The 20,946-nt window shown below is 50.2% G+C and carries 25 protein-coding genes; 3 read left to right on the forward strand and 22 right to left on the reverse strand.

Going from position 1 to position 20,946, the window contains the following annotated elements; genetic code table 11:
- Nucleotides 1-44: 44 nt before the first annotated feature.
- Nucleotides 45-671 (reverse strand): DUF1796 family putative cysteine peptidase, encoded by a 627-nt coding sequence (locus JOE49_RS26080; RefSeq protein WP_023990093.1) that lies wholly within the window; start codon nt 669-671, stop codon nt 45-47.
- Entirely contained in the window at nt 664-1,311 is a 648-nt protein-coding gene (locus JOE49_RS26085; RefSeq protein ID WP_023990094.1) for a DUF1796 family putative cysteine peptidase, read from the reverse strand. The genes JOE49_RS26080 and JOE49_RS26085 overlap by 8 nt, the downstream gene beginning before the upstream one ends.
- 244 nt (nt 1,312-1,555) lie before the next feature.
- Between JOE49_RS26085 and JOE49_RS26090 the strand changes: the two genes are divergently transcribed.
- On the forward strand, nt 1,556-1,903 hold the full coding sequence (locus JOE49_RS26090) for a hypothetical protein (RefSeq protein ID WP_023990095.1): 348 nt from the start codon (nt 1,556-1,558) through the stop codon (nt 1,901-1,903).
- Nucleotides 1,904-1,928: 25 nt separating this feature from the next.
- Nucleotides 1,929-2,324: a hypothetical protein gene (locus JOE49_RS26095; protein WP_023990096.1), complete on the forward strand. Its 396-nt coding sequence runs from the start codon at nt 1,929-1,931 to the stop codon at nt 2,322-2,324.
- 88 nt (nt 2,325-2,412) lie between these two features.
- On the opposite strand, the gene JOE49_RS26100 is transcribed toward JOE49_RS26095, so the two are convergent.
- Genes JOE49_RS26100 through JOE49_RS26115 form a run of 4 tightly spaced genes read right to left on the reverse strand, consistent with a single transcriptional unit; the run spans nt 2,413 to nt 6,354 of the window.
- Nucleotides 2,413-2,586, reverse strand: a complete 174-nt coding sequence (locus JOE49_RS26100; protein WP_023990097.1) for a hypothetical protein — start codon at nt 2,584-2,586, stop codon at nt 2,413-2,415.
- Between the two features lie 40 nt (nt 2,587-2,626).
- Nucleotides 2,627-3,847 (reverse strand): glycosyltransferase family 4 protein, encoded by a 1,221-nt coding sequence (locus JOE49_RS26105; protein WP_075154695.1) that lies wholly within the window; start codon nt 3,845-3,847, stop codon nt 2,627-2,629.
- Between the two features lie 33 nt (nt 3,848-3,880).
- Nucleotides 3,881-5,107 carry a sialidase family protein gene (locus JOE49_RS26110; protein WP_053326024.1) on the reverse strand — a complete coding sequence of 409 codons (1,227 nt, stop codon included), beginning with the start codon at nt 5,105-5,107 and terminating at the stop codon, nt 3,881-3,883.
- On the reverse strand, nt 5,107-6,354 hold the full coding sequence (locus tag JOE49_RS26115) for a sialidase family protein (protein ID WP_209943518.1): 1,248 nt from the start codon (nt 6,352-6,354) through the stop codon (nt 5,107-5,109). Before JOE49_RS26115 ends, JOE49_RS26110 begins: the two co-directional genes overlap by 1 nt.
- Before the next feature lie 166 nt (nt 6,355-6,520).
- Between JOE49_RS26115 and JOE49_RS26120 the strand changes: the two genes are divergently transcribed.
- A complete protein-coding gene (locus JOE49_RS26120; protein ID WP_235322319.1) occupies nt 6,521-6,907 on the forward strand; it encodes a hypothetical protein in 387 nt (128 codons plus the stop codon).
- On the opposite strand, the gene JOE49_RS26125 is transcribed toward JOE49_RS26120, so the two are convergent.
- From JOE49_RS26125 to JOE49_RS26200, 16 genes are all read right to left on the reverse strand, one after another.
- Nucleotides 6,900-8,102: a glycosyltransferase family 2 protein gene (locus JOE49_RS26125; RefSeq protein ID WP_209943520.1), complete on the reverse strand. Its 1,203-nt coding sequence runs from the start codon at nt 8,100-8,102 to the stop codon at nt 6,900-6,902. The genes JOE49_RS26120 and JOE49_RS26125 overlap by 8 nt on opposite strands.
- A 29-nt stretch (nt 8,103-8,131) precedes the next feature.
- Nucleotides 8,132-8,848, reverse strand: a complete 717-nt coding sequence (locus tag JOE49_RS26130; protein ID WP_028541477.1) for a glycosyltransferase — start codon at nt 8,846-8,848, stop codon at nt 8,132-8,134.
- Nucleotides 8,845-9,843 carry an NAD-dependent epimerase/dehydratase family protein gene (locus JOE49_RS26135; protein WP_160789582.1) on the reverse strand — a complete coding sequence of 333 codons (999 nt, stop codon included), beginning with the start codon at nt 9,841-9,843 and terminating at the stop codon, nt 8,845-8,847. Before JOE49_RS26135 ends, JOE49_RS26130 begins: the two co-directional genes overlap by 4 nt.
- Nucleotides 9,804-10,658 (reverse strand): dTDP-4-dehydrorhamnose reductase family protein, encoded by an 855-nt coding sequence (locus tag JOE49_RS26140; protein ID WP_209943522.1) that lies wholly within the window; start codon nt 10,656-10,658, stop codon nt 9,804-9,806. The genes JOE49_RS26135 and JOE49_RS26140 overlap by 40 nt, the downstream gene beginning before the upstream one ends.
- A complete protein-coding gene (locus JOE49_RS26145; protein WP_025722608.1) occupies nt 10,655-11,641 on the reverse strand; it encodes a polysaccharide biosynthesis protein in 987 nt (328 codons plus the stop codon). The genes JOE49_RS26140 and JOE49_RS26145 overlap by 4 nt, the downstream gene beginning before the upstream one ends.
- On the reverse strand, nt 11,634-12,725 hold the full coding sequence (gene wecB, locus JOE49_RS26150; protein ID WP_028541474.1) for a non-hydrolyzing UDP-N-acetylglucosamine 2-epimerase: 1,092 nt from the start codon (nt 12,723-12,725) through the stop codon (nt 11,634-11,636). The genes JOE49_RS26145 and wecB overlap by 8 nt, the downstream gene beginning before the upstream one ends.
- A 121-nt stretch (nt 12,726-12,846) precedes the next feature.
- Nucleotides 12,847-14,508: a glycosyltransferase gene (locus JOE49_RS26155; RefSeq protein WP_028541473.1), complete on the reverse strand. Its 1,662-nt coding sequence runs from the start codon at nt 14,506-14,508 to the stop codon at nt 12,847-12,849.
- Between the two features lie 60 nt (nt 14,509-14,568).
- A complete protein-coding gene (locus JOE49_RS26160; RefSeq protein ID WP_023990108.1) occupies nt 14,569-15,702 on the reverse strand; it encodes a CgeB family protein in 1,134 nt (377 codons plus the stop codon).
- A 33-nt stretch (nt 15,703-15,735) separates the two neighbouring features.
- Complete coding sequence (locus tag JOE49_RS26165; protein ID WP_069080654.1) at nt 15,736-16,827, reverse strand: CgeB family protein; 1,092 nt, start codon at nt 16,825-16,827, stop codon at nt 15,736-15,738.
- A gap of 180 nt (nt 16,828-17,007) precedes the next feature.
- Nucleotides 17,008-17,367, reverse strand: coding sequence for a FliH/SctL family protein (locus JOE49_RS26170; protein WP_209943524.1), 360 nt, complete (start codon nt 17,365-17,367; stop codon nt 17,008-17,010).
- Nucleotides 17,315-17,665 (reverse strand): hypothetical protein, encoded by a 351-nt coding sequence (locus tag JOE49_RS26175; RefSeq protein ID WP_209943526.1) that lies wholly within the window; start codon nt 17,663-17,665, stop codon nt 17,315-17,317. The genes JOE49_RS26170 and JOE49_RS26175 overlap by 53 nt, the downstream gene beginning before the upstream one ends.
- Nucleotides 17,665-17,997 (reverse strand): alpha-helical endospore appendage domain-containing protein, encoded by a 333-nt coding sequence (locus tag JOE49_RS26180; protein WP_023990111.1) that lies wholly within the window; start codon nt 17,995-17,997, stop codon nt 17,665-17,667. The genes JOE49_RS26175 and JOE49_RS26180 overlap by 1 nt, the downstream gene beginning before the upstream one ends.
- Before the next feature lie 29 nt (nt 17,998-18,026).
- Nucleotides 18,027-18,314: a hypothetical protein gene (locus JOE49_RS26185; RefSeq protein WP_013311765.1), complete on the reverse strand. Its 288-nt coding sequence runs from the start codon at nt 18,312-18,314 to the stop codon at nt 18,027-18,029.
- Nucleotides 18,315-18,433: 119 nt separating this feature from the next.
- A complete protein-coding gene (locus JOE49_RS26190) occupies nt 18,434-19,894 on the reverse strand; it encodes a glycosyltransferase family 2 protein (RefSeq protein WP_023990112.1) in 1,461 nt (486 codons plus the stop codon).
- Between the two features lie 72 nt (nt 19,895-19,966).
- Nucleotides 19,967-20,698, reverse strand: coding sequence for a sugar phosphate nucleotidyltransferase (locus JOE49_RS26195; protein ID WP_023990113.1), 732 nt, complete (start codon nt 20,696-20,698; stop codon nt 19,967-19,969).
- Nucleotides 20,695-20,946, reverse strand: a 252-nt coding sequence (locus JOE49_RS26200) for a glycosyltransferase family 2 protein (protein ID WP_481856245.1), incomplete at its 5' end; no start/stop codon positions are given. The genes JOE49_RS26195 and JOE49_RS26200, both read right to left, overlap by 4 nt.

Below are 20,946 nucleotides of genomic sequence, written 5' to 3' on the forward strand. Positions count from 1 at the left end.
CAGTCCGAAGACAATCTATAATGTCTTTCTAGAATCTCAGCACCTCAGACATGCAGTCTCACGTTTTCCAGCATATAACGCCACATCTCATCCTGACCGTTCCATATATCCTCAGGTGGCAACTCGACTGAAACCAGCCTCTCCAACCCCCAGTCCAGCTCCGTCACACCATCAGTCCCTGTATAATCCACGTATAACAAGCGAAAATCATGTGTAATCCTCTGTAATAACACATCATGTAGTTCCACCGCTTGCTCCCGACTACCCCCGAGACGAACCAGTAGCAGACGGGACGCAAGCGCGAATTGGTCCAGTAGACGTGCAATGCGGCGATCAAGCGTCGTTTTGAATGCAGGGTAGGAAGTCAGCTGCTCCGATGTATTCTGGCTAACCGGAAAATGGTGTGCTGCTGTAATCCCATAGGATGCATCCTCAACCATGAAGTTATGCTCGCCGTAATCATGCCCCGTGACACGTAGACTATCAACATCCATAAAATCGGCAAAACGGGCGTCCAGCAAACGACTGATCTGTGACAAGTTACCGGAAATCATCCAGTCCAGCGGACCCGCATAGGGACGCAGTCCGTTTTTATCCAGCTGAATGGAAGGCAAGCAATGTCCACCCAAACTGAATACAGCATCATAATCCCCCTGCAACCGCTCAAGCACGACGCCCTCCCCTTTCCGAAGACAAGGTCATCCCTTTAAAAAGAGTACGCCAGTGCGGATCACTCTTGTAATTCCATACATCGGCAAAAGGCATTTCCACCGAGCATACATGCGGAAGCTGCCAATCCACCTCCGTCAACTCCGTTACGCCGGAACAATTCACCACCAACAAACGAAATTCATTCGCTACCATGCCCGACAAAATACGTTCCAGTTCCTCTACTTCTTCATAGGTTCCCAGCATACGGACGAACAAGCTGCGCTTCGCCATCTGTGTTTTTGCAAAAAAACGTTCGATACGACGGTCTATCTTTTCCTTGAACTCGGGATAGGTCACCAGATCTGAGGACGTATTGCGTTCCTGCGGAAAATCATGTACCGAGATCACATTATAAGCGATATCTCTGACCATATAATTCAGTTGGCTCGTACCAACGACACTTAAATTAGGCAAATCCATAAATCCGGCAAACCGATTTTCAAGCAAGCGGTTCACATCGGACAGCGTGTCAGACATCATCCAATCCAGTACCCCGGCAAACGGCCGCAAACGGTTCTTTTCCAATTGAATGGCAGGTGTACAGTTTTGTCCCAGACTGAAGACCGCTTCATATTCCCCTGCCAGCTGTGCGAGTCTCATAGCCGCGCCTCCTTTTTTAATACGACCCTTCCCTCATATCCTGCTTGGCCCTTCTTCTGTAGTCAAAAAGGGACTTCAGGCCGTAGTTTGTTCCACTCTACATTACATGCACAGCACGGCGAAAAGGGTTGGACACCGATGCGCTTTTTGTCAAAGAGGCGTACAACTATCCAGTCCAATCCCGGCTATTTTTCATATCATATTAAGGCTGGTAACCTAACGGAATTCAAGGAGGCATCATCATATGTCCGTGTTTCTTTTAACCGTCGATCACCATCTCGCTTACCACAGCGCCCACATACAAAGCTGCCATGTGACCCTTTTCAATCGTGAAAAGAGAGCCGTCGATGTGTTGCTGGAAATGGGAAATGACAGTGGCGTTTTCCGACGGCAGCTCCTTCGATTGAACCCTTCTCCCGAAGCTGGCTCCGTGCTAGAACTCAAGGATATGGAGACCGCCCAAAATCCTTTTTACCTGCGAGTGGTAACGAGTATTTACAATCCGGAAACGCTGTTTATCCTGGCTGAATTTTTGGAAAACGGGAACATTGTCGCTAAGCGTACAGCCAGTCATTTTACCGTGACACCCTAATGAACGGGCAGAGGAGGAAGAAGGTATGTTGAAATATTCAGTTCAAAACAAAGCTGAGCCAGACACATATGCACTGCCTTTTCAGGTCACCGAACAGGAGAGCGTGCTCTCTACATTAATCATTCCTGCAAGTGAATCTGAAGGACGTATTGTCATTGAAGTCTCTTTGGCATGGGAAAATCCGCTGCTCAACTGGGATATCGGGGAGTTGGACATTCGATTGCGTCGCAATGATGAGCAGGGACCTATGCTGGATTGGTTGCAGGATTCCTGTTATCAGGAGGGATTTGCAGAGTTAAGCTATGAGGAAACGGGAGAACAGGCAGAGCCTTATGTATACTGCTTGACCGTACAATCAGCTGACCGTCGTGCTGTTGTTACGGGGCCGCTCATAATTCGAGGCTCAGTTTATGAAGATTGACGAAAAACTGGATGGACAATGAGCAAAAATAAACTAAAGGCAGGTGGGAGTTTTTAGCCCGACCTGCCTTTTTATAGGGTCTGTGCCTTCATGGTGCGGATTGTTTCAGACATTCCAAAATGTCAGCGTCTGGCAGCTTATAATCTTCCGGCAACGAAGTATTAATTCGGTTCCATATTGCGTAATCGACCTTCAGATCCGGGTGCGACTGCTGGATTTCAAAAATACGGTTGTACAAGTCTCCAACGACAGGAAAAGTCATGCTCTGCCTCCTAACTGTTGAATCAACGTACTCAACGTACTCAACGTACTTGATTCAGCGCTTGCCCATAAATATTCACGAGTCGCTCAATCATAACATCCAGAGACCAATGCGCGGTCCCCCATGCTTTGGCATGTTTCCCCATAGCTATCCGCACTTCATCCTGAGCCAGCAAATGCTGCAAATGAGCTGCCAGTGCCTCCACATCGCCAACCGGGGAGACCAGTCCGGTGTGTTCATGCTTCACCATTTCCGGCAGTCCGCCCGCATCCGATACCACTGCCGGAAGCCCCATAATCTGCGCCTCCATGACCGAAAACGGCTGATTATCCTGTATGCTCGGATGGACAAAAAGGTCCGCCAGTTGTAAAAGAGCAGGTACATCTTCACGATGCCCCAGAAAAACCACGTCTTCTGCCAGCCCTAGCTCCTTCGCCTGTGTTTGAAGCTCTTCCCTTTTATCTCCCTCCCCGACAATCCAGCAAACCCAATCCGTACGACTTGCTTTCAGCAGACCAAGAGCGCTCATTAAATAATGCAGCCCTTTGATATATACCAGCCGTGAAGGACAAATCATAACTTTTTTCCCCTCAGGTCGTACTATGTCCGTTCCCCGGGCGTGGACTTCCCAGAAGTGCTCGGTATCCAATCCGTATTGGAAAGTAGCAATCTGCTGCTCAGGCACTTCGAACTCACGCACAAGCGTCTGTTTCATCCATTCTGTAGACGTAATGGTAATATCCGCGGATAGAGCGCCATAGTGCTCCAGCGCCCAATAATATTTCCACATCAACGTCTCTCGGTAACCCTCCTCATGATCCCTTTCCAGAGCCATCATGACTTCACGAGCCAGCGAGCCATGAATATTCGCTACCAACGCACTGTCCTTACGTTTGACCCGACTTAGAGCACGCGTCGCAATGACATCTTGCGTGTGAATAACATCATACTGCTCAACCCCGAAATACGCCGCTGCCAGCTCCATACAGTATCGATCCTTTTCCACCGTCTGCACCCATGAATCCAAATGTAATACAGGGACAGCCGATTCATTCAACTTCGTATGCAGCAGGGGCAGCAGTTGATCCTTCAGCAGCTCTCTATCTTCAAAAACAATATGGTATTTAGGTGTATCCGGTCCGTTCCCCATCAAGTCTACTGTGTGACCCAGTAGCTCCAGCCTCCGTTTAATTTGCAGCATAAAGGGCCATACGCCACCCAAATGAGGAATCGGCCAGTACGTAGCCAACAAAATTTTCAAAACAGCCTCACCTCCTCTGTCTCGTACGCTGAGCTACATTCCGTTACTTCCGTAAATTTGCTGGAAACCCGATAACGCATCTGTCCAGACCGCAAAAAATCCATTATTCGGCACGATCGTTACATCAATAAAATTACCGATCGTAACGACTGGAACCGGACTAATCCCGTTAGGATTAAAGGAGCTGTCTGTTATTCTGAGGTTCGTAAATGTATTTCCTCCGTTCGTTGATTCGGCCACAAATACGTCTAATAAAGAGGTCGTTATTTGATTGGTATAATATACGATCTTAATCACACCGGTCACAGGTGAAACATCAATAGCCGGGAAAAAATGCTGTGCCCCTGCACTAGCCCCTGTCACAGATTGCGGCGCAGTCCAGCTTAATCCGCCATCCACCGAACGGGCGAGCAGCACATCCGCATACCCTGCCCGATTATCCTGCCAGACCGCATAAAGTGTTCCCTGATTCGGGCTAGTAGAGCGATCCACCGCAATGTTGGCCATCGGCAGCACATTGAAGCCAAACCCGGCCACGGGCAACGGACTCGGAACCGGGACAACAGAAGATACAGGCAGCGAAGAACTGAATGCTGTCCCCCCATTGAAGGACACAATGACCTGATATTGGTTAACCGGATTAGTTACAATGTACCCGACATAAATCACCCCAGTAATGCTCACGGTGATTTCCCCCCGCGTGATCTGATTGGAGCCAGCGGTGAGCACCACGGGTGTATCCCACGTGATCCCTCCATCCTGCGAACGCTGGAAAAACATTACTGATCCGCCAAAAAAGTCAGGATTGTACTGATGCGTATAACATAAATAGATGTTTCCGGTATAGGAGCTGACCTGAGAAGTATCAAATTTCACGCCGACCTCAACATTATTGACAAATGTCCCATACCCCCGCTGGGCAATCACGGGCGGATCAAATGTATTACCGTTGTCTCTGGATACATAGGTAGCGATAGTACCGCTCAAGCCGTCTGCGGTAAATACGTGACAGGCTATGACAAACAAGTTGGGAAAACCGTAGCTGACGCTATGGGATTCCGCCCCTACATAGCCGGCTGGCAGCGGTAAAATCTGCTGTGTGAAGGAGACACCGCCGTTACCTGAACGGTATACTGCTGTCAACGGCGGCCCTGTCGTAAAATCGATAGCCGCAGACACAATGGTACCGTCAAGCAGGTTGAAAGCTACACTCGGCTCCTGCGCCAGCCTTCCATTGGGCGTGAGCTGTACGTTCGGCATCAGGCTTCACCTCCCGGTACACCGGCAAAAATCGTCAAACTGCCTGTGCGCGTATCCGTCCAGACGGCAAGGTAGCTGTTCGGCGGCACAATGGCTACATCAATATAATCGCCGATCAACTCCGATTCTTCTCCACCGCCCCCAACATTCGGGTTAAAGGAGGTCGTTGTGAGACGACTGTTCGTAAAGGTGTTGCCTCCATCTGACGATTGGGCGGTGAACACATCCAAATTAAAGCCGTCCAGGCGATTGGTATAGTACACGACAACGACCAATCCCGTCTTAGGCGACACCGAAATCGCAGGAAAGAAATTTTGCGAGCCGGGCGGGCTGTCCGTCACGATGATCGGAGCACTCCAGGTACCGCCAAAATCGCTTGATTTGGACAATAAAATATTGCTGTATCCCTGACCAAAATCCTGCCAAACGGCATATAGCGTATTTGTTGTGGAAGGCACACCCGAGCAGTCCGCGGCCAAGCTGGGGAAATTTAATATCCGAAAGTCATAACCAGGAACGGGCAAAGGATTGGGCACAAGCGTTATATTGGATACCAGTATATCCCCGCTAAAGGTAGCTCCTCCATCAAAGGAGCGCCGAATAAAAAAAGCCGGTGTTTGCGGACCCGTACGAATCCAACTGACATAGACACTTCCATATTTGTCGACCGCGGGCTCAGGTCGTTCTGTGGAAGATTGGATATTCGAAAGCAATAACGGTCGATCCCAAGTTAGTCCTCCATCGGTGGAACGCTGGTAGAACGCCGTAGATTGAGCATTAAAATCCACATTATATTGGCGGTTATACGTGACATAGACGTGCCCGAGATAGGGACTTGCCCCCGCATTATCAGTCGTAATATTAGTCCAGTCATTATTAATGTAATCTCCAAAGCCCGGATTAATGACCACCGGGGGGGAAAAGGTGGCCCCATCGTCCGTAGAGCGATAGATCACGACAGCCCCGTTCTCATTTCCCGGAAACACATGTGCGGATATGATGAAAATATTCGGGAAGAGATAGGCTACCATTCCTGCTTCTGCCCCTGTATATCCTGTTGGAATCGGCAGTAAAGAATCAGTCCAGTTCGCCCCAGCGTCCAATGAACGATACAGTCCAATGAGTGGGGGCCCACTACTAAAGTCAACAGCGACAGCTACAACGATATTCGGATTCAACAAATTAACGGCGACACTGGGCTCAAATTTGGGCAAACCGCTGGGTGTTACCTGAAAATTAAAGGGCATCGTGAGCATTCCCTTCATTATATAAATGGACATGCCTGAAGTGTTTCTATCAAAATGTACTTTTTTCAGCTCAGTCTACAGACAACCATACAAGCTTTCTTTTCAATAGATTCATAGTATAGAAGCATCCCTTCAGGGGTTTTCCAATATTCTGTTTTTTGAGAGGATGATTCGATTGGCTTTTACAACCGGATATATGACCAACACTAGAGATTTTGGTACTGCCTGCTCCAATGTTGTTGTGAATTTGGTTAATGAGGACACAGTAAATGCGGCAACTGTGACCATCCAAATTTTTTTCTCGCTTGTACCGGATACCAAGATCCCCTTATACGTGTCATCGGTTAACTTGCCTGCAAACTCTGTTGCCCGACGTACCTTCTTTGTGCAAGGGGTACTTGCCTATGAGGTACAATACAACGTAGTCTCCGCTGCACCTGCCAATGTTGTGCTTTCCAACTTTGGACTGGATCAGTTTGGTAATGTTGTACAGGAGCATCGTGTTCTTCAGTCGGAGCTGACCACAATCCCGGCGCTGTCTCCTGTTATTTAAAGTTGCCCTGCTCCAGTGCTTGATGCAATCTGTGGGTGTAATACACGTAATTCCATTCCGGCGGTACGGACTGAACCCCTCGGCCGCTGCCGATGGTTGAGTGGTCATCTGTATAGTAGGAAAAGGCATGTGTATCCTGTAATGGGCGCAACAAATCCGTCAGATACAGCAAATCCGTCACGGCAATATATGGTTTGACACCGAAGCATACAACAAAGCGGGTTGTTGTTTCACCAATAGCCTGAACCAGTGCTTCCTGGACCGAATAATGCTGACGTGGCGTTACGATTAACCGAGGATCGAGCATCATCGACAGGAAAGCGGCGGCTCCCTGTTCTGGCGTTAAATCCAGCAACCGTACCACACAATTGCTGTAGTGCTGCTCCAGCAGATTATCCAGCAATGGTTCAGCTTGAGCCATAGCCGTGACAGGCATTAAAATCGTCATTTCAAGTGGGATGCCCCGACGTGCTCTCGCCTCATGCTTGGCGATTTGGAATGCGTGCCGCCAGCGTCGGTGCTCCTTCTGGCTGTGCAGGCCGGCCGATACACTAAATGTGGAATTCACCCGGTAATCCATCAGGATCTCCGGGATGAATTTCATGCTGCACGTCTCGGTCAGCCGCAGCCAGTAATCATAATCCTCAACTGGTTGCAGCCGATAGCTGCCGATTTGACGGGCATATTTGCTTTTGTACATAAATGAAACCCCGACAATGCTGGCATTCAGCAATTCATGATGCGGCTGACCTTGGTACCGGATCAAAGCTTGTTGATGCTGCTCGTCATACAACGGGTTCCCACATGCGTCAACCTGGCGGAAAGTAGAGAACACAAGGCCGAGTGAGTCCGGTCCCTGCTCCAGCTCCTGCCGCAATCGTTCAATAAAGGAAAAATTATAAACATTGTCGCTGGATACCCAGGTCACATACTTGATCGCAGGATCTTTAAACAACTCATCGAATCCCCGATTAAGGGCGTGGGATACTCCTTTGTTCTGAGGGAGTGTAACCAACTGAACGCGCGGGTCTCCCATTGCTGCGTGGAGCGCTGGCCCCACCATTTCCGGCGCTCCGTCAATAACAATGATGAAGCGAAATGCCCTGTAGCTCTGGGCTAGTACGGATGAGATCGCAGCTTGCAGATAGCCGATATCCTGTTTGTACAGTGGCATAACAATCCCCGTATCTACCATATCAATCCCCCCCTGACAGACTTTCGGCTTCATGAGGATAAACCGCTCAATACCTGACTGAAGCGATCTCGATAACGCGCTTGGGTTATGTTGTACTCCCGCTCCACAGCGGGCCAATGTTTTTTGGTTCCCATTTCATCATGCCAGCGGTAGTTAACCAAGGACTCGTTCAGAAAAGGAAATGGATATCCCGCTATCATTACTCGGTACCACATATCCAGATCATGTGTGTACGGTAGCAGTTCATCAAACAAACCGATATGTGCAAACAGCTCCTTTTTAAACATAACCGTGCATCCATTAACCGGATTTCCTTGCTGAAAAAAACGGTAAAACTCCGTCATAGACGGAAACACGGCGGCTGCCTGGTAGCTTGTGACTTGGCTGTATTGATTGATGAAATTGAAATTGGTGTGGGAGATGTACGCACCGTTTTCCACCATAAAAGAAACCTGATTATTAATTTTGTCCCTATGATAGGTATCGTCGGAGCTGAGCCACGCAATATATTCCCCGCTGGCATGTCGGATACCATGATTCAGGGCGCTGGCTGTTCCACCGTTGGATTTGCCCAAATAATGTATATACGGAAGATAGGCCTGAAGCATATCAACATGTTCCGTGGACCCGTCATCGACGACAATAATCTCGAGGGGCCCATAAGTTTGCTCTAGTGCACTTTGCAAAGCCTGATCCACATAGGCACAGTTATAAAAGGGAATGACGATTGTTACTTTTGGTCTCATATCGTTCCTTCCTTTCCAGCTCGGCGGTATTGAATCATATCCTCCAGAGATTGCCCCAGCTGTATGGTCGGCTTCCAGCCCATATCCTCCAGCTCTTTCGCACGATATGCCTCGGTGGATGCTGACTCTTCCACATCCCCCCATTGTATGGGGATAGATGTTTTGGCCAGCGCAACCATACGTTCCACGATATTGCCCAGTTCCACAATGCGGCCTGTGCAGACCGAGTAAACTTGGCCTGGCACCCCCTGTTCCAATAGCACACCGTATGCGCGAACGGCATCACGAACGTCGAGGAAATCACGTTGCGCATGTCGGGAAGATACCCGGAACGGGGCAGTTTCAGTTACGGACTGCCCCTGCAGACGTTCCGTCTGAACGATATACCCCGCGAGTAATGCACAAAATCCGGTAGATGGACCCGGACCGATCAAGTTGCAAGGCTCTGCCAGCATAACGGATTGTTCGAACAGCGCGCCCCACGAGAGCGCGACTGCCTCTTGAAGGCTTTTGCTAAGGCTGTATGGATGTGTTGGATGATACGGAGCCTGCAAAGCCGTCTTTAGCCGAGAGCCCGCCACGACAATTCTAGCTTTGGGGAAAGGTCGCAGTACATCGAGCAGATACAGGGTGGACAGTACATTGGATTCCATGTATAGCAGGGGACTCTGCCAAGATTCAGGGACGGAATTTTTACCACCCAGGTGAAGCACATAATCCGGAGCAATCTGTCTAATGACTTCGCCCAGACGTTTCTTGTCGAGCAAATCACACACATAAGGCGTAATACAGTTACGGGTCTCCGCCTCTGGACTGTTATTTTCATCATCGCGAGCCAGTAAGATCAGTTCTGGGACGGAAGCGGCAGTGCGAGTCAGCGCCGCTACCTCCCAGCCGAGCTTTGCAAAATGGCGACAGGCATGCATCCCGGTATAGCCCGCCGCTCCAGTAATGACTATGACAGGCCGACGTTGTTCCGCTGTGCTTCCGTCCATTCCAGCAGCTCCTTCAGCATGATGCTGTAGTGAGGAACATCGTAGTGCAGATCGGCCCGGGTAGAACGAAGCGTCCGGTCCTGCACCGGCTCATCTTTCGGCACGATCCAAATATCCTCCCTATTCCAGATGTCTTTGAACAGCAGCAGCAAATCATGCTTGCTGATCGGTTCAGGGTGAACCAGATGAATGAGTCCGTCCAGCGGCTCATTCATCTGCACCTGTATCGCCTTCGCTAATTCCAGCGTCGTAACCCCGTTCCAAAAGACCCGGCGATACCCGTTAACGTCTCCGCTCTGCTGCAAGAACCAGTGCAGCAGACCAATGCCTCCCGGCCGAATTTCCGGCCCGATAATGGAGGTACGGATAGTCAAATGTCCTGCTGCCTTTACTTCTCCGAGTATTTTCGTCAAAGCATAGGCACTTGTCCCATCGGGTTGATCCGTCTCTTTATATAAACCTGGTACCCGATTTCCCTCGAATACGCAATCCGTGCTGATATGAATCAGTCGGGCACCGATACTGTCCGCTGTTCGCCGGAGAAGATGTGGCAGCAATCCATTGATTTGGTATGCTGCGATCTGATTCTCCCCGGCATGCTGATTCAGTACGCCTACCGCGTTAATAATAACGTCTGGCCGTACACTCCGTACCAGCTGCTCCACCATAAAGCTGTCCTTTACATCCAGCAGCAGACCGCCTTTATTTTCGGGATCACGGGTGGTGTAAAACACGTTATACCCGCTCTGGTTTTGGAAATACTTCACCAGAACATGGCCCGCCATGCCGTTACCACCCAAAATAAGCAGCTTCATTTGATGAACCCCCCGCTTTGGAGAATGCTGCGAATCTCCTCTTTGGACATCAAATTGAACTCCGAGCTAAAGCTGCTGAACGACACCGGAGGGCACTGAGTATAGCGGTCCTTTAATTGAGGAATATTCAGCGTTGGGAGAATAACCAAATATTGCTCGTCATAGACTACCGTCGTCAGGCTTTCAAAGTCACTCATCAGAATTTCATGAATTTTCTCGCCGGGACGCACACCTTTTTCTACAATTTCTACGTTTTCCACACCTGAATCCTCAATGAGCACCTCAGCCAAGTCCACAATACGGCAGGTTGGCATGGTCATAATAAAAATTTCCCCGCCGACACTTTCCACCGAGGCTTTGAACAGGAGACTGATCGCATCACGCAAGGTCAGGAAGAAGCGGGTCATGTTCATGTCTGTGATCGAAACCTTGCCCTTTTGGCGAATCTGGCTTTGGAACAGATGCACCACGCTTCCGTTTGTGCCCAAAACATTACCGCCGCGCACCGTCACGAAACGTGTATCGCTATTCAGCAGATTGGCGTAAACAATCAGTTTTTCTCCAATCGCCTTCGTCATGCCGTAAAAATTAGACGGATTTGCGGCCTTGTCAGTCGATATATAAATGACTTTCTTTACCTGATTGGCAACAGCGGCCTCGATCACGTTTTGGGTGCCTACGACATTGGTTTTGAGTGCCTCATAGGGCTGATCCTCACAGACGGGAACGTGCTTGAGCGCTGCCAAATGAAATACATAGTCCACTCCTTGACAAGCGGTAGTCAGCGCATCCTTATCCCGAATATCTCCAATACAGAAGCTGAGTCGTTCATCCTCAAACTGCCTGTTCATGGCAACCTGACTGGATTCTCCACGTGAAAAGATAATGACCTCTTTGGGGTTACGCGGCAGTAACTGGGCAACCAGCTCATGCCCCCAGGAGCCGGTACCGCCGGTAACCAAGATACGTTGGTTTTCAAACATGCCGTTTCCCTCCAAGCAGAAATTTAACTACCTTATCCGACACATCTTCCGCCAGATAGCCCGCAGGACATTGCCACTTATGGGTCATCCCGGTCATTATGGCTACCGCGTTTGCTATAACCTCGCCATCAAGACCAGACACGATATTGCTGCCGCAATCTACTGTTTCCGGCCGTTCGGTCGTCCGGCGCATCGTAACCGTCGGTACCCCCATGACACAGCATTCTTCCTGTACGGTACCACTGTCCGTCAAAGCGCAGCGGGCATGCCGCTCCAGCAGAACGAAGTCAAAAAAACCGAACGGTTCGTGAAATTCCACTAGCGGGTCAAGCTGAATCGGCGGATGGCTTGCGATTCGGGCGGCAGTGCGGGGATGAATACTGCAAATGACCCGCTGCCCGAACTGCTGGGCTACCCGGTTAAGACCATCTAAAATAGCCAGCAAATGCGGTGGATGGTCGACATTTTCAGCTCTGTGAGCAGTGACCAGGAAATATTCTCCCGGCGACAGTCCCAACTTTTTCAAAATTCCACTGTCCGATACCTCTTTCTTATAGTGCTGCATCACTTCGTAGATCGGATTTCCAGTCAGTATAATTCGTTGACTTGGAAAGCCTTCACGTAGTAGGTGCTGCTTGCTTTGCTCCGTATAAGGCATATTAATGCTAGATATTGCATCAATGACACGCCGATTCTTCTCCTCCGGCACATCCAGATCATAACAGCGGTTCCCCGCCTCCATATGCACGACCGGGTAACCCATACGTTCCGCAAGCAAGGCACATAAGGCGCTGTTCGTATCACCGAGCAATAACACATGATCAGGGCGTTCCTTGTTTAAAATATCCTCCATCTGCGAGTACATGACGGACAACTGTTTGCCCAGTGTCCCCGCTTTCTCCTGAAGTACATAATCCGGGGCACGCAGTCCCAGCTCGCGAAAGAACTGCCCGCTCAGGCTTTCGGTGTAATTTTGGCCCGTATGCACAAGCACATGTTCATCTGCATGGCGGTCCAGCTTCGGAATGATCAGGCTGAGCCGTATAATTTCCGGTCTTGTGCCGAGCACGGTCAATATTTTCATGGTTTTGGAACCCACCTTTGCTGTCGTTGTTTCATTGAATTGTGGCGTTCAATGAATGATAGCCATCCAGCAGACTGGCTGTGCTCCAGCTTAACGTTCATCTCAACGGTCCGGCGTAGATTCACCCGGACCGTTGTTTTGTATGCTGTCCAGCCTTGAGTGTGACTCGCTTCTGCTTGTGCGCGTTGTGCCGTCGTGACCGGTGCTTGAATTTCCGCTTGAGCTTCTGTCTGGACTTGGTTTTCGGATAAAGTCCCTTCGACAACGGGGACCCGTGAATTTTCTTGAGGCGACTCTTGCCGCCGCTTCTCTTATACCTGCGATTCCGCAATCTGGTACGCTTGCGGCCCTTTGGCCATCTCGCCCGAACACTACGCTTGCCGCGGAGCAATTCGGGCGGTGACTCAGGTAAAGGGGATGGTGGTTGTGGCAAGCCCTGAATGGCTGCATATTCGATTGGCGGCAGACCCAGCACAGGCAGTTGACACACCACCGATTCGGGAAATTCTCGAATCGTGCTGGTATATCCCTCCGGTATAGCAGTGACCTGACGCAGTCCTTCGCCTTCCCTCGTCCATACTGGTCCACCTGGCTGCTGAATCAACGGGAACCAATGCGGATGATGACATACCCATTGACTGACCATGAGGTGCAGACTGCTTCGGTAGGAATCAGGTCCGTATACACGTGTAGCCGCACTGTTGTTACGCACACCAATCCGTTCCACTTCCTCGGGATGATCGAGCAGATAGCCCACTTTTTGTGCCAGCATGTCGCTGTTGCCCGGCTCTACCAAAAAATCTGTATTTCCGGTCGCCTCCATCAATTCCACAAGTCCACCCTGCGCAAAGGCTACCACGGGCTTACCGTAAACTAGCCCTTCCAGAGCGGTCAGGCCAAAGCCTTCCTCCACCATACTTGGGATCACAACAATATCCATTGCGCTATAGGCCGTTGACACGGATTCCTCGAATGAATTGAACTGGAAGCGGCGGCTATAACGAGATTGGCGGATTAAAGAGACACATTTTACGTAATATTCCGAGTCCACCGAGCTGCCGATGATCCAGAAACGACACCGCGAATTGGTTTCGCACAGCTTTAGAGCCATTTGGACAAAAGGTAACAGCCCTTTGGCTTCGTAGATAAAGGAAGAAATATAACCAATGCAAATATGAAAATCCCGCAGCCCCAGTTTTTCACGTTTCCTTCTCCGTTCCAGCACATGCTCTTTGGGAGACGGCATATCCATATCCCGGCAGGGAGACAACACCGTATGCGGACGTGTCAGTCCCCCACCATGCAAAGGACGCATTACAGCTTGCGAAATGCCGATGACCCATTGGCTATAGCGCTCAATGATAGAAACAGAAACTGGCGTATGCGCATTCTGGTTAATGACCTCGGTTATTTTCCAGATCACTGGAATATTAAGCTCTTGGGCAGCCATTGCAGGCATGACGTTCACACAGGTATTGACCAGCACCACATCAGGTCGAGCATGCCGAAGCATCTGGAACAACGGTGCATACGCCACATGGGTCCGCAAATTCTCCGCATCCTGCGCCAATCCCTCATATGGGGTATACATGCCATGCAGCATGAACAGGTTCTGTGTCAGAACGGTGATTCCGCGCTTGCGGGCCATTGAGGTCAGCCGCCCTTCACCAGGCGTTACGAGAATACAATCGAAGTACGTACGCATGTCTAGACAAAATTGCAATAACAGTTTCTCTGCCCCCGTAATACTGCGGACGTTGCTAACATGGCTGAATAGCATCATTTTCGGCTTGATCGGAGTTCACCTCCTTTAAAATAGCAACCATCGGACGTGTGAATCACCTTATGGAAATATGACCGACAACAGTTGGTCAATCCGGTGACCATAGGTGTGCTCCCGCAGGGTTCGTTCCAGAGCACGCAGGGCAATCTCATGGCGCTCTTTTTCATGCGTTAAATAAAACTCAACCTTCTCCAGCAGTTCCTGCTGAGAGCTGTAGGTCTCTATCTCTTCCCCCGGCTTGTAAAAACGAGCCAGATCATCTCTTGTATCTGTCAGTTGCAACGTGCCACTGGCAGAAATTTCAAACGTGCGCGGGTTGGGCGAAGCCCCCGGAATTTTCAGTGAGTTGTTGTTCACCGAATCATCCTGATGGGAACGATGAAGATTAATTACGATTTTGCTGCCGTTATACGAATCATTGGTCTCGACCGGAGACATCCAGCGACCCAGCTCAATTTTGTCACCATACGACTGATAATCCGGGAGACGATCCCACCAGATTCCGTTGATTTTAATGTTACGGGCCATGAGCTGAGGCATAATCGGATTGAAGAAATAGATGCGGTTCCAGTAGGCTGAGCCTGTAAACCCAATCTCACGTCGTACCGAAGCGGGCGAGCTGAGTGGGAAATAGTGAGTCAGAAATGCCCCAAAGGGCAAATAGTGCACAGACGTGCAACCCAACTGGCGGTACAGCTCCAGGCAGTTCATTTCTAACGTGAACACATAATCATAATTCGTAACGATTTTGGTCGTCGTGTCGGTGTAATACGGATCGTCCGTTAGCCAGATTGCGGTGGGGATGCCCAACTGGCGTACCGCAGTAACCTGCTCCAACGGAAGATCCATTCCATCCAGTGCCAGCATCAGATTCGGACGGAGCTGAGCGGCAATATCTCCTACCGGCTGACGTGGGTCTGTTACGGTAACCTGAGCCGTCATGCTTTGCAACGTGGTAATGACCGCCTCATCCAGCGGAGAATACGGAAGGCCTTTGCCGGAGACGACATACAGTACATGGATTTGTCGAAAAGGGAAAACTGCTTTCATCCGCCCAACAATTGCGTTAGCACGTCCGCGCAGATATCCTTCGTCGTATCCGTCATGCACTCCCGCAATTCTCCCCCTTTCCCAGGAGGCTGCCGCCGTCTGGTGAACAGCCGGGTCATACGGTCCTGTCGTAGATATCGTCATCACTTTCACTCCTCACTGTTTATGGTGTTTACTTTAGGCCATCGCCTTGTCCAGCAGTTCTTCCATGCGATTGGAGTACATATGCTTTTGCATAGTCGTGTGCAATGCGCGCCAGGCCATGCGTTCGCGTTCCCAGTCATGCTTGAGATAGTAGTCCAGCTTCACTTTCAGTTCCTCTGCTCCAGAGAAGGTTTCAATGTCATAGCCTGGTCGGTAATAACGGCTCAAATCCTTCCGAATATCCGTCATTTGAAGCGTGCCGCAAGCAGAAATTTCGTATGTCCGAGGATTGATGGACTCCGCTGAAAGCTGGTGTGTATTCCGATTATCCAGTCCGGGGTCTGTCGGGCGGTGCATATTGATGACAATTTTGGAGCCGTTATAATATTGAGCGGTCTCTTCCGGCTCCATAAAACCTGGACGGATAAAGCGTTCCAGCACATCCCGCCGGGTCAGCCGATCCCAGTGCCCACCTACGATCAGCACTCTTTTGTCCGCCAAGAAGGGAGCAAGGTAGTCGAACAGCTTCACACGGTTCCAGAAGGCATTTCCAATGAAGCAAATATCATGCTGATGTTCCCGCTCTACCCTCCGGGGATAAAAGATACGAGTTGACGCAGCCAGCGGCAAATAGTGAACCCTCGTTACTCCCTGATCGCGATAAAACGGCAGGCAAGAAATTTCGTGCGTAAATACGACATCGTAGGATTGACAGATCAACGCCGTATCCTCCGTAAAGTAAGGATCATCTACAAACCATATGGCCGTCCGAATGCCTAGGGCTCGTATTTGCTGTACCTGCTCCAGATGATCCGCCGGAAAAACATGCAGCCCGTTCATGACCAGCACGAGGTCTGGACGTTGAGCCTCGGCGTCAGCTAGCATCGTAGCAGGCGTACCGATGGCGCATGAGCTGCATATTTGACCTAATGCCTCTTGCACACCTGTGTCTATAGCTGCGAAACCTTGCGGAATATATAACACTTTCAAATGACGAACAGCAGGCTGTATTGCCACGACCTGTGACAGAGCAGCCGTGCAACCGCCCATTCTGCGTCCTTCCCGATAGCCGCATCGGTACGCTTCGCGTTCATTTCCGCTTTGTTGATCGTTCACATCCTTCACCCTGTCCTGTTGTGGGATAAACTTCTGTCACTCCTAAACTATATGCGGAGGGGTCAAACGCATCATGGACGACTGCCACTGCCCGGACAAAATTGGCGTTTGCCCGTCCAACTGCCGAACCGCAAATAACCCCAAAGCTGTTAGCTTCGGGGGAGAACAGTAATAGATGATTTGCACAGTTTACTGAGCTTTGTAAGCGAGCTGGTGTCCATCTTCATAACCTTTGGCAAAGCCTGAATTGAAACCCTCGTTGTAAGCTGCATCATATCCCTGCTGAAATGCCTGCGGATCATGCTCCAATACAACAGTCCCGGGCTGTGGATTTTCCGCAGAAGGGGCTGCCGCCGGGTTAGCTTGAGGTTTTTTCCGCCGCCGCAAAAGAGGATGTCTTCTACGTGCAGAATGAAGTCCTCTTTTACGGCGTCTTAGAGCAAGGAGACGTCTTCTTCTCCGTTTTAATCTCCGTATGCTGGAACGCCGGGCATCTTTACGTCTTTTGCGGGCTTTGTCCCGAGTGGCGCGTTCCCACCTTGTACTCATTTTCATTCCTCCTTTGCTTTCTCGTGGTGGTTTCATTTTTCTGAACAGGCACATGGAGCCACGGTTTAGTCGGTTTCCCATATACCTGTCGTCTTAATGAAATACCCGCCAACATTTGCGTGATTTCTCCCTGGTAGTTGCTGAGTATACGAATGGTTTCTTCCAGACGGGTAGCCGACATATCCGCATGGGGCGTCAAGTCCGCAAGACTGGTCAGCATCCGAGCAACGGCGTGCTGGCTGGCAGCAATAGACTCCATCATATCCAGCTTGATCTCACGTTCACGCCTCATGCTCATTAGTTCATATCCCCCGAGCCCATTCCTCCCATCATCCCTTCCATGCCGCCACCCTGCTGCTCATCCTGATCCAGCAATGCTTTGAGATTGCTGCAAAGTCCAGTCTGAAGCCGCGTTAATCCCTCCAGCATTTCCACCATTTGCTCGTGAATCTCCAAAGGTCGTCCCAGCTGTTCTTCATCGGTTTCAAAGGCGTGGGGCGCCAGATGGTTCAGCGCCCAATTACGCACTTTTTCTGCTTCGACCGCCTTGGCCTCCAGAATCATAGACACATTCCGCTGCATTTTGGAGGCTGCGTCCAGCATGTGAATCATTGCTTGTTCCCTACTCATGTGTTCACTCCCTGCCCTCGGTTGTTACGTTACTCCTCTTCCGGGTATGCCGTTTCCTTCACGACACGAACGAGCATTTCAGCCATTGCTTCCTGAAGATCGGCAATACCGTTCAGATAGGCCACAATGCTTTTGTTTACTTGTCCCGAGCTGTCGAGAATGCCCGGAATTCCATCAAAACGCGGCTCCTCATCTGGCAGTTCATGTATGATCTGCGCCATGCGCACAACCACCTGACGTTCCGCATCCAACAACCTTGACATCTGCTGCTGCGAGTGCGAAATGTGGATCAGCAAATCATCTAACTCGTTATGCATAAGCCCCTCCTTTATGTGCTCCGCCGTGCGGAACGCACGAATTACCTACGGGCTTTCCGCTACTACAGCGTATGCCGCAGCGAGTAGTCGGTTCCGCCTAAAAGCGCCTATTCAGATCATTACAGATGCCCGTGCAGCACTGGTGGAGCAATAATAGGCTGCTTCTCCACCAAAGCCGACAAATCTCCGGGAGACAAAAACTGAATTCGGTAGTCCTCTGCCCGCCAGCTCATCGCAGCGTACAGGGTAAGGAACGGCCTTTTCCAGCCGTTACCGATTTGATACAGTTGCCCGCCCTCAGCATACAATACCTCGATCCATCGCTTGCGTTGAGCCGGTATATTCAGTGTGGGCAGCATGGACATGTTCTCCAGATCGGGAGCCGCCAGTACAGGAATGGGTTCCTCTGGCGGCTCAGCTACAGGTGCATCAATGCTGCCGGAAACTGTGGCCTCCGGCTTCCCTACCAAGGGAAGCACCAACAAATCCAGCTGAGACACTCTAACAGGGCGCACATTTTCACCTCCCGCAGCACTGACTCCATGCAGATACCGCCTTCTTCCCGGCTCTAACCGAAATACTGCTCCAGACGGTCCCTGAACAACCGCTCCGATGGGATAAAAGCTTGCCGCTGATACGTGTGTTTCCTTACCTGTTGATATCTGGCCGTCCGTCTCCGCTGTACTGAATTTCAGGTTGTGGAACAGCTTATCCGCGTCCCCCCACTTTTGTACAAAAAAGGATCGGTTCCGGCTGCTTTCCTCCATTGAACCGCTTTTTTCGGTCGTTTGAGGAAAAGCATACACCGTATCCCGATCTCTTTCCTCATAATGGATAAAAGCATCTCCAGCAATTGCCATACGTATCCCCAACAAACGCACACGCAGTAGCCAATCTGCATGGGCTTCCTGAGTACTGTGGCAGCCTTCGTCCCAGTAGCCCGTTTTTTCCAGTGTCTCTCTGCGCAGCAATAAACAAAATCCGGCTAAGCTTTCGGTCTCTCGCCATGCATCCGGGTTGGGCATATTGTAGGTCATGGCAAATTGACGTGCTCCATTTTCGTTCATATAAGGAACCTCAATCTGCTGTTCTTTGAATGGACCATTCGTTACAGGCCCAACAACACCGATACGCGGATCGCTGTATAAACACGCTAACAACCGATCCAACCAGCCGGGGGTCACCATGGAGTTTTGATCCAGTACCACAATAGTTGTGCCTTTTGCCATCATCAGCCCCTGATTCAGGCTACCTATCATTTGAACATCCTTTTTTAGCAGTGCATAACGCACAGCGATGCTTTTACGGAGCAAATAGGTGGATGTCCCGTCCGTCGAGCCGCAGTCCACCACAATAATTTCGTGAGGATGGCTCGTATTCTCCTCAATACGGTGAATGCATGCACGGAGCTGTTGAAGCTGATTGCAGGACGGAATGATAATACTGACGCCTTCAAAAACCTTGCCGAACGAAGCCTGGCCCAACCTGTTGCCTTGCTCCTGACCCCTTTTATATCCTGACCAATAGCCTTTCTTTCCGAGCCGCTTGCTGTGTTTCCTTTGCATATTCAGGCGTTTCATGCCGTTCACTCCTCCGGGTGGCATTATGCCTATACTATATGCCTGGCCCGGCCGGATGGTGTTTCATTGAAATTAGGGTAGAAGTCCTTTCATTTTCACTCCAGCTTCCTGAAGGGAATCGAAGGTTCCTGCGTCGCTCCAATAGCGCCGTAAAATATCATATTCCAGCCTGCCTTCAGCGGCATAACAGTTGTTAACATCCGTGATTTCAAGCTCACCGCGTGCCGAAGGTGTAATTTGCCGGATCTTATCGAACACGGCAGTATCGTACATATAGATACCCGTAACGCAATATTTGGATTGGGGATGCTGCGGCTTTTCTTCAATCCGCGTAATGCTCTCCGGGCGCTCAGGATCAAATACGGGTACCCCGTAACGACGAGCATCTGCCACCTTTTTCAACAACACTCTGGCGCTCCCCGGGGGCTGTTGCTTGAACCGTTCGATCACAGGTCCCAAGTCTTCCTTGAACAAATTATCACCTAACAAAACAGTGAATTTCTCTTCTGCCTGCATATAGCTTCTTGCCAGTTCGAGTGCTTCCGCAATGCCGCCCGCCTTTTCTTGAATCCGGTATGTCAGTTGGACACCATAATCGCTGCCACTGCCCAAAAAATCGGTATACAGTCCGGCCGATTGTTTACCAATAATAATAAGCATATCGGTGATCCCCGCCTGTCGCAGCCTCTCGATACCATATACGATCATGGGATACTTGCCGACCGGAAGCAGATGCTTGTTGAGTAATGTAGTCAACGGATGAAGGCGCGATCCGGTTCCTCCTGCGAGAATAACCCCTTTCATATCTTCCTTCCTCCTTCGACAGCATGTTCAGTGCATACAACCCCAGCGTTTCCAGTTTCGATGAACATTCTGGGATCTATACTCCATTTCTCTATAAACAAACGATAGTTCCGCTCGATCAGCTCTTCCATCCAGGAAGTTTCCGAGCGTGAGAAGCTCGCATTCCCCTCGTGATAGACAAAACAGTCGTTGCACATGAGCAGCTTGTAGCCATGCACGCGTGCGCGTAGACAATAATCGTCATCCTC

The organism is Paenibacillus sp. PvR133 (assembly GCF_017833155.1).
GTDB classification, from domain to species: domain Bacteria; phylum Bacillota; class Bacilli; order Paenibacillales; family Paenibacillaceae; genus Paenibacillus; species Paenibacillus polymyxa_B.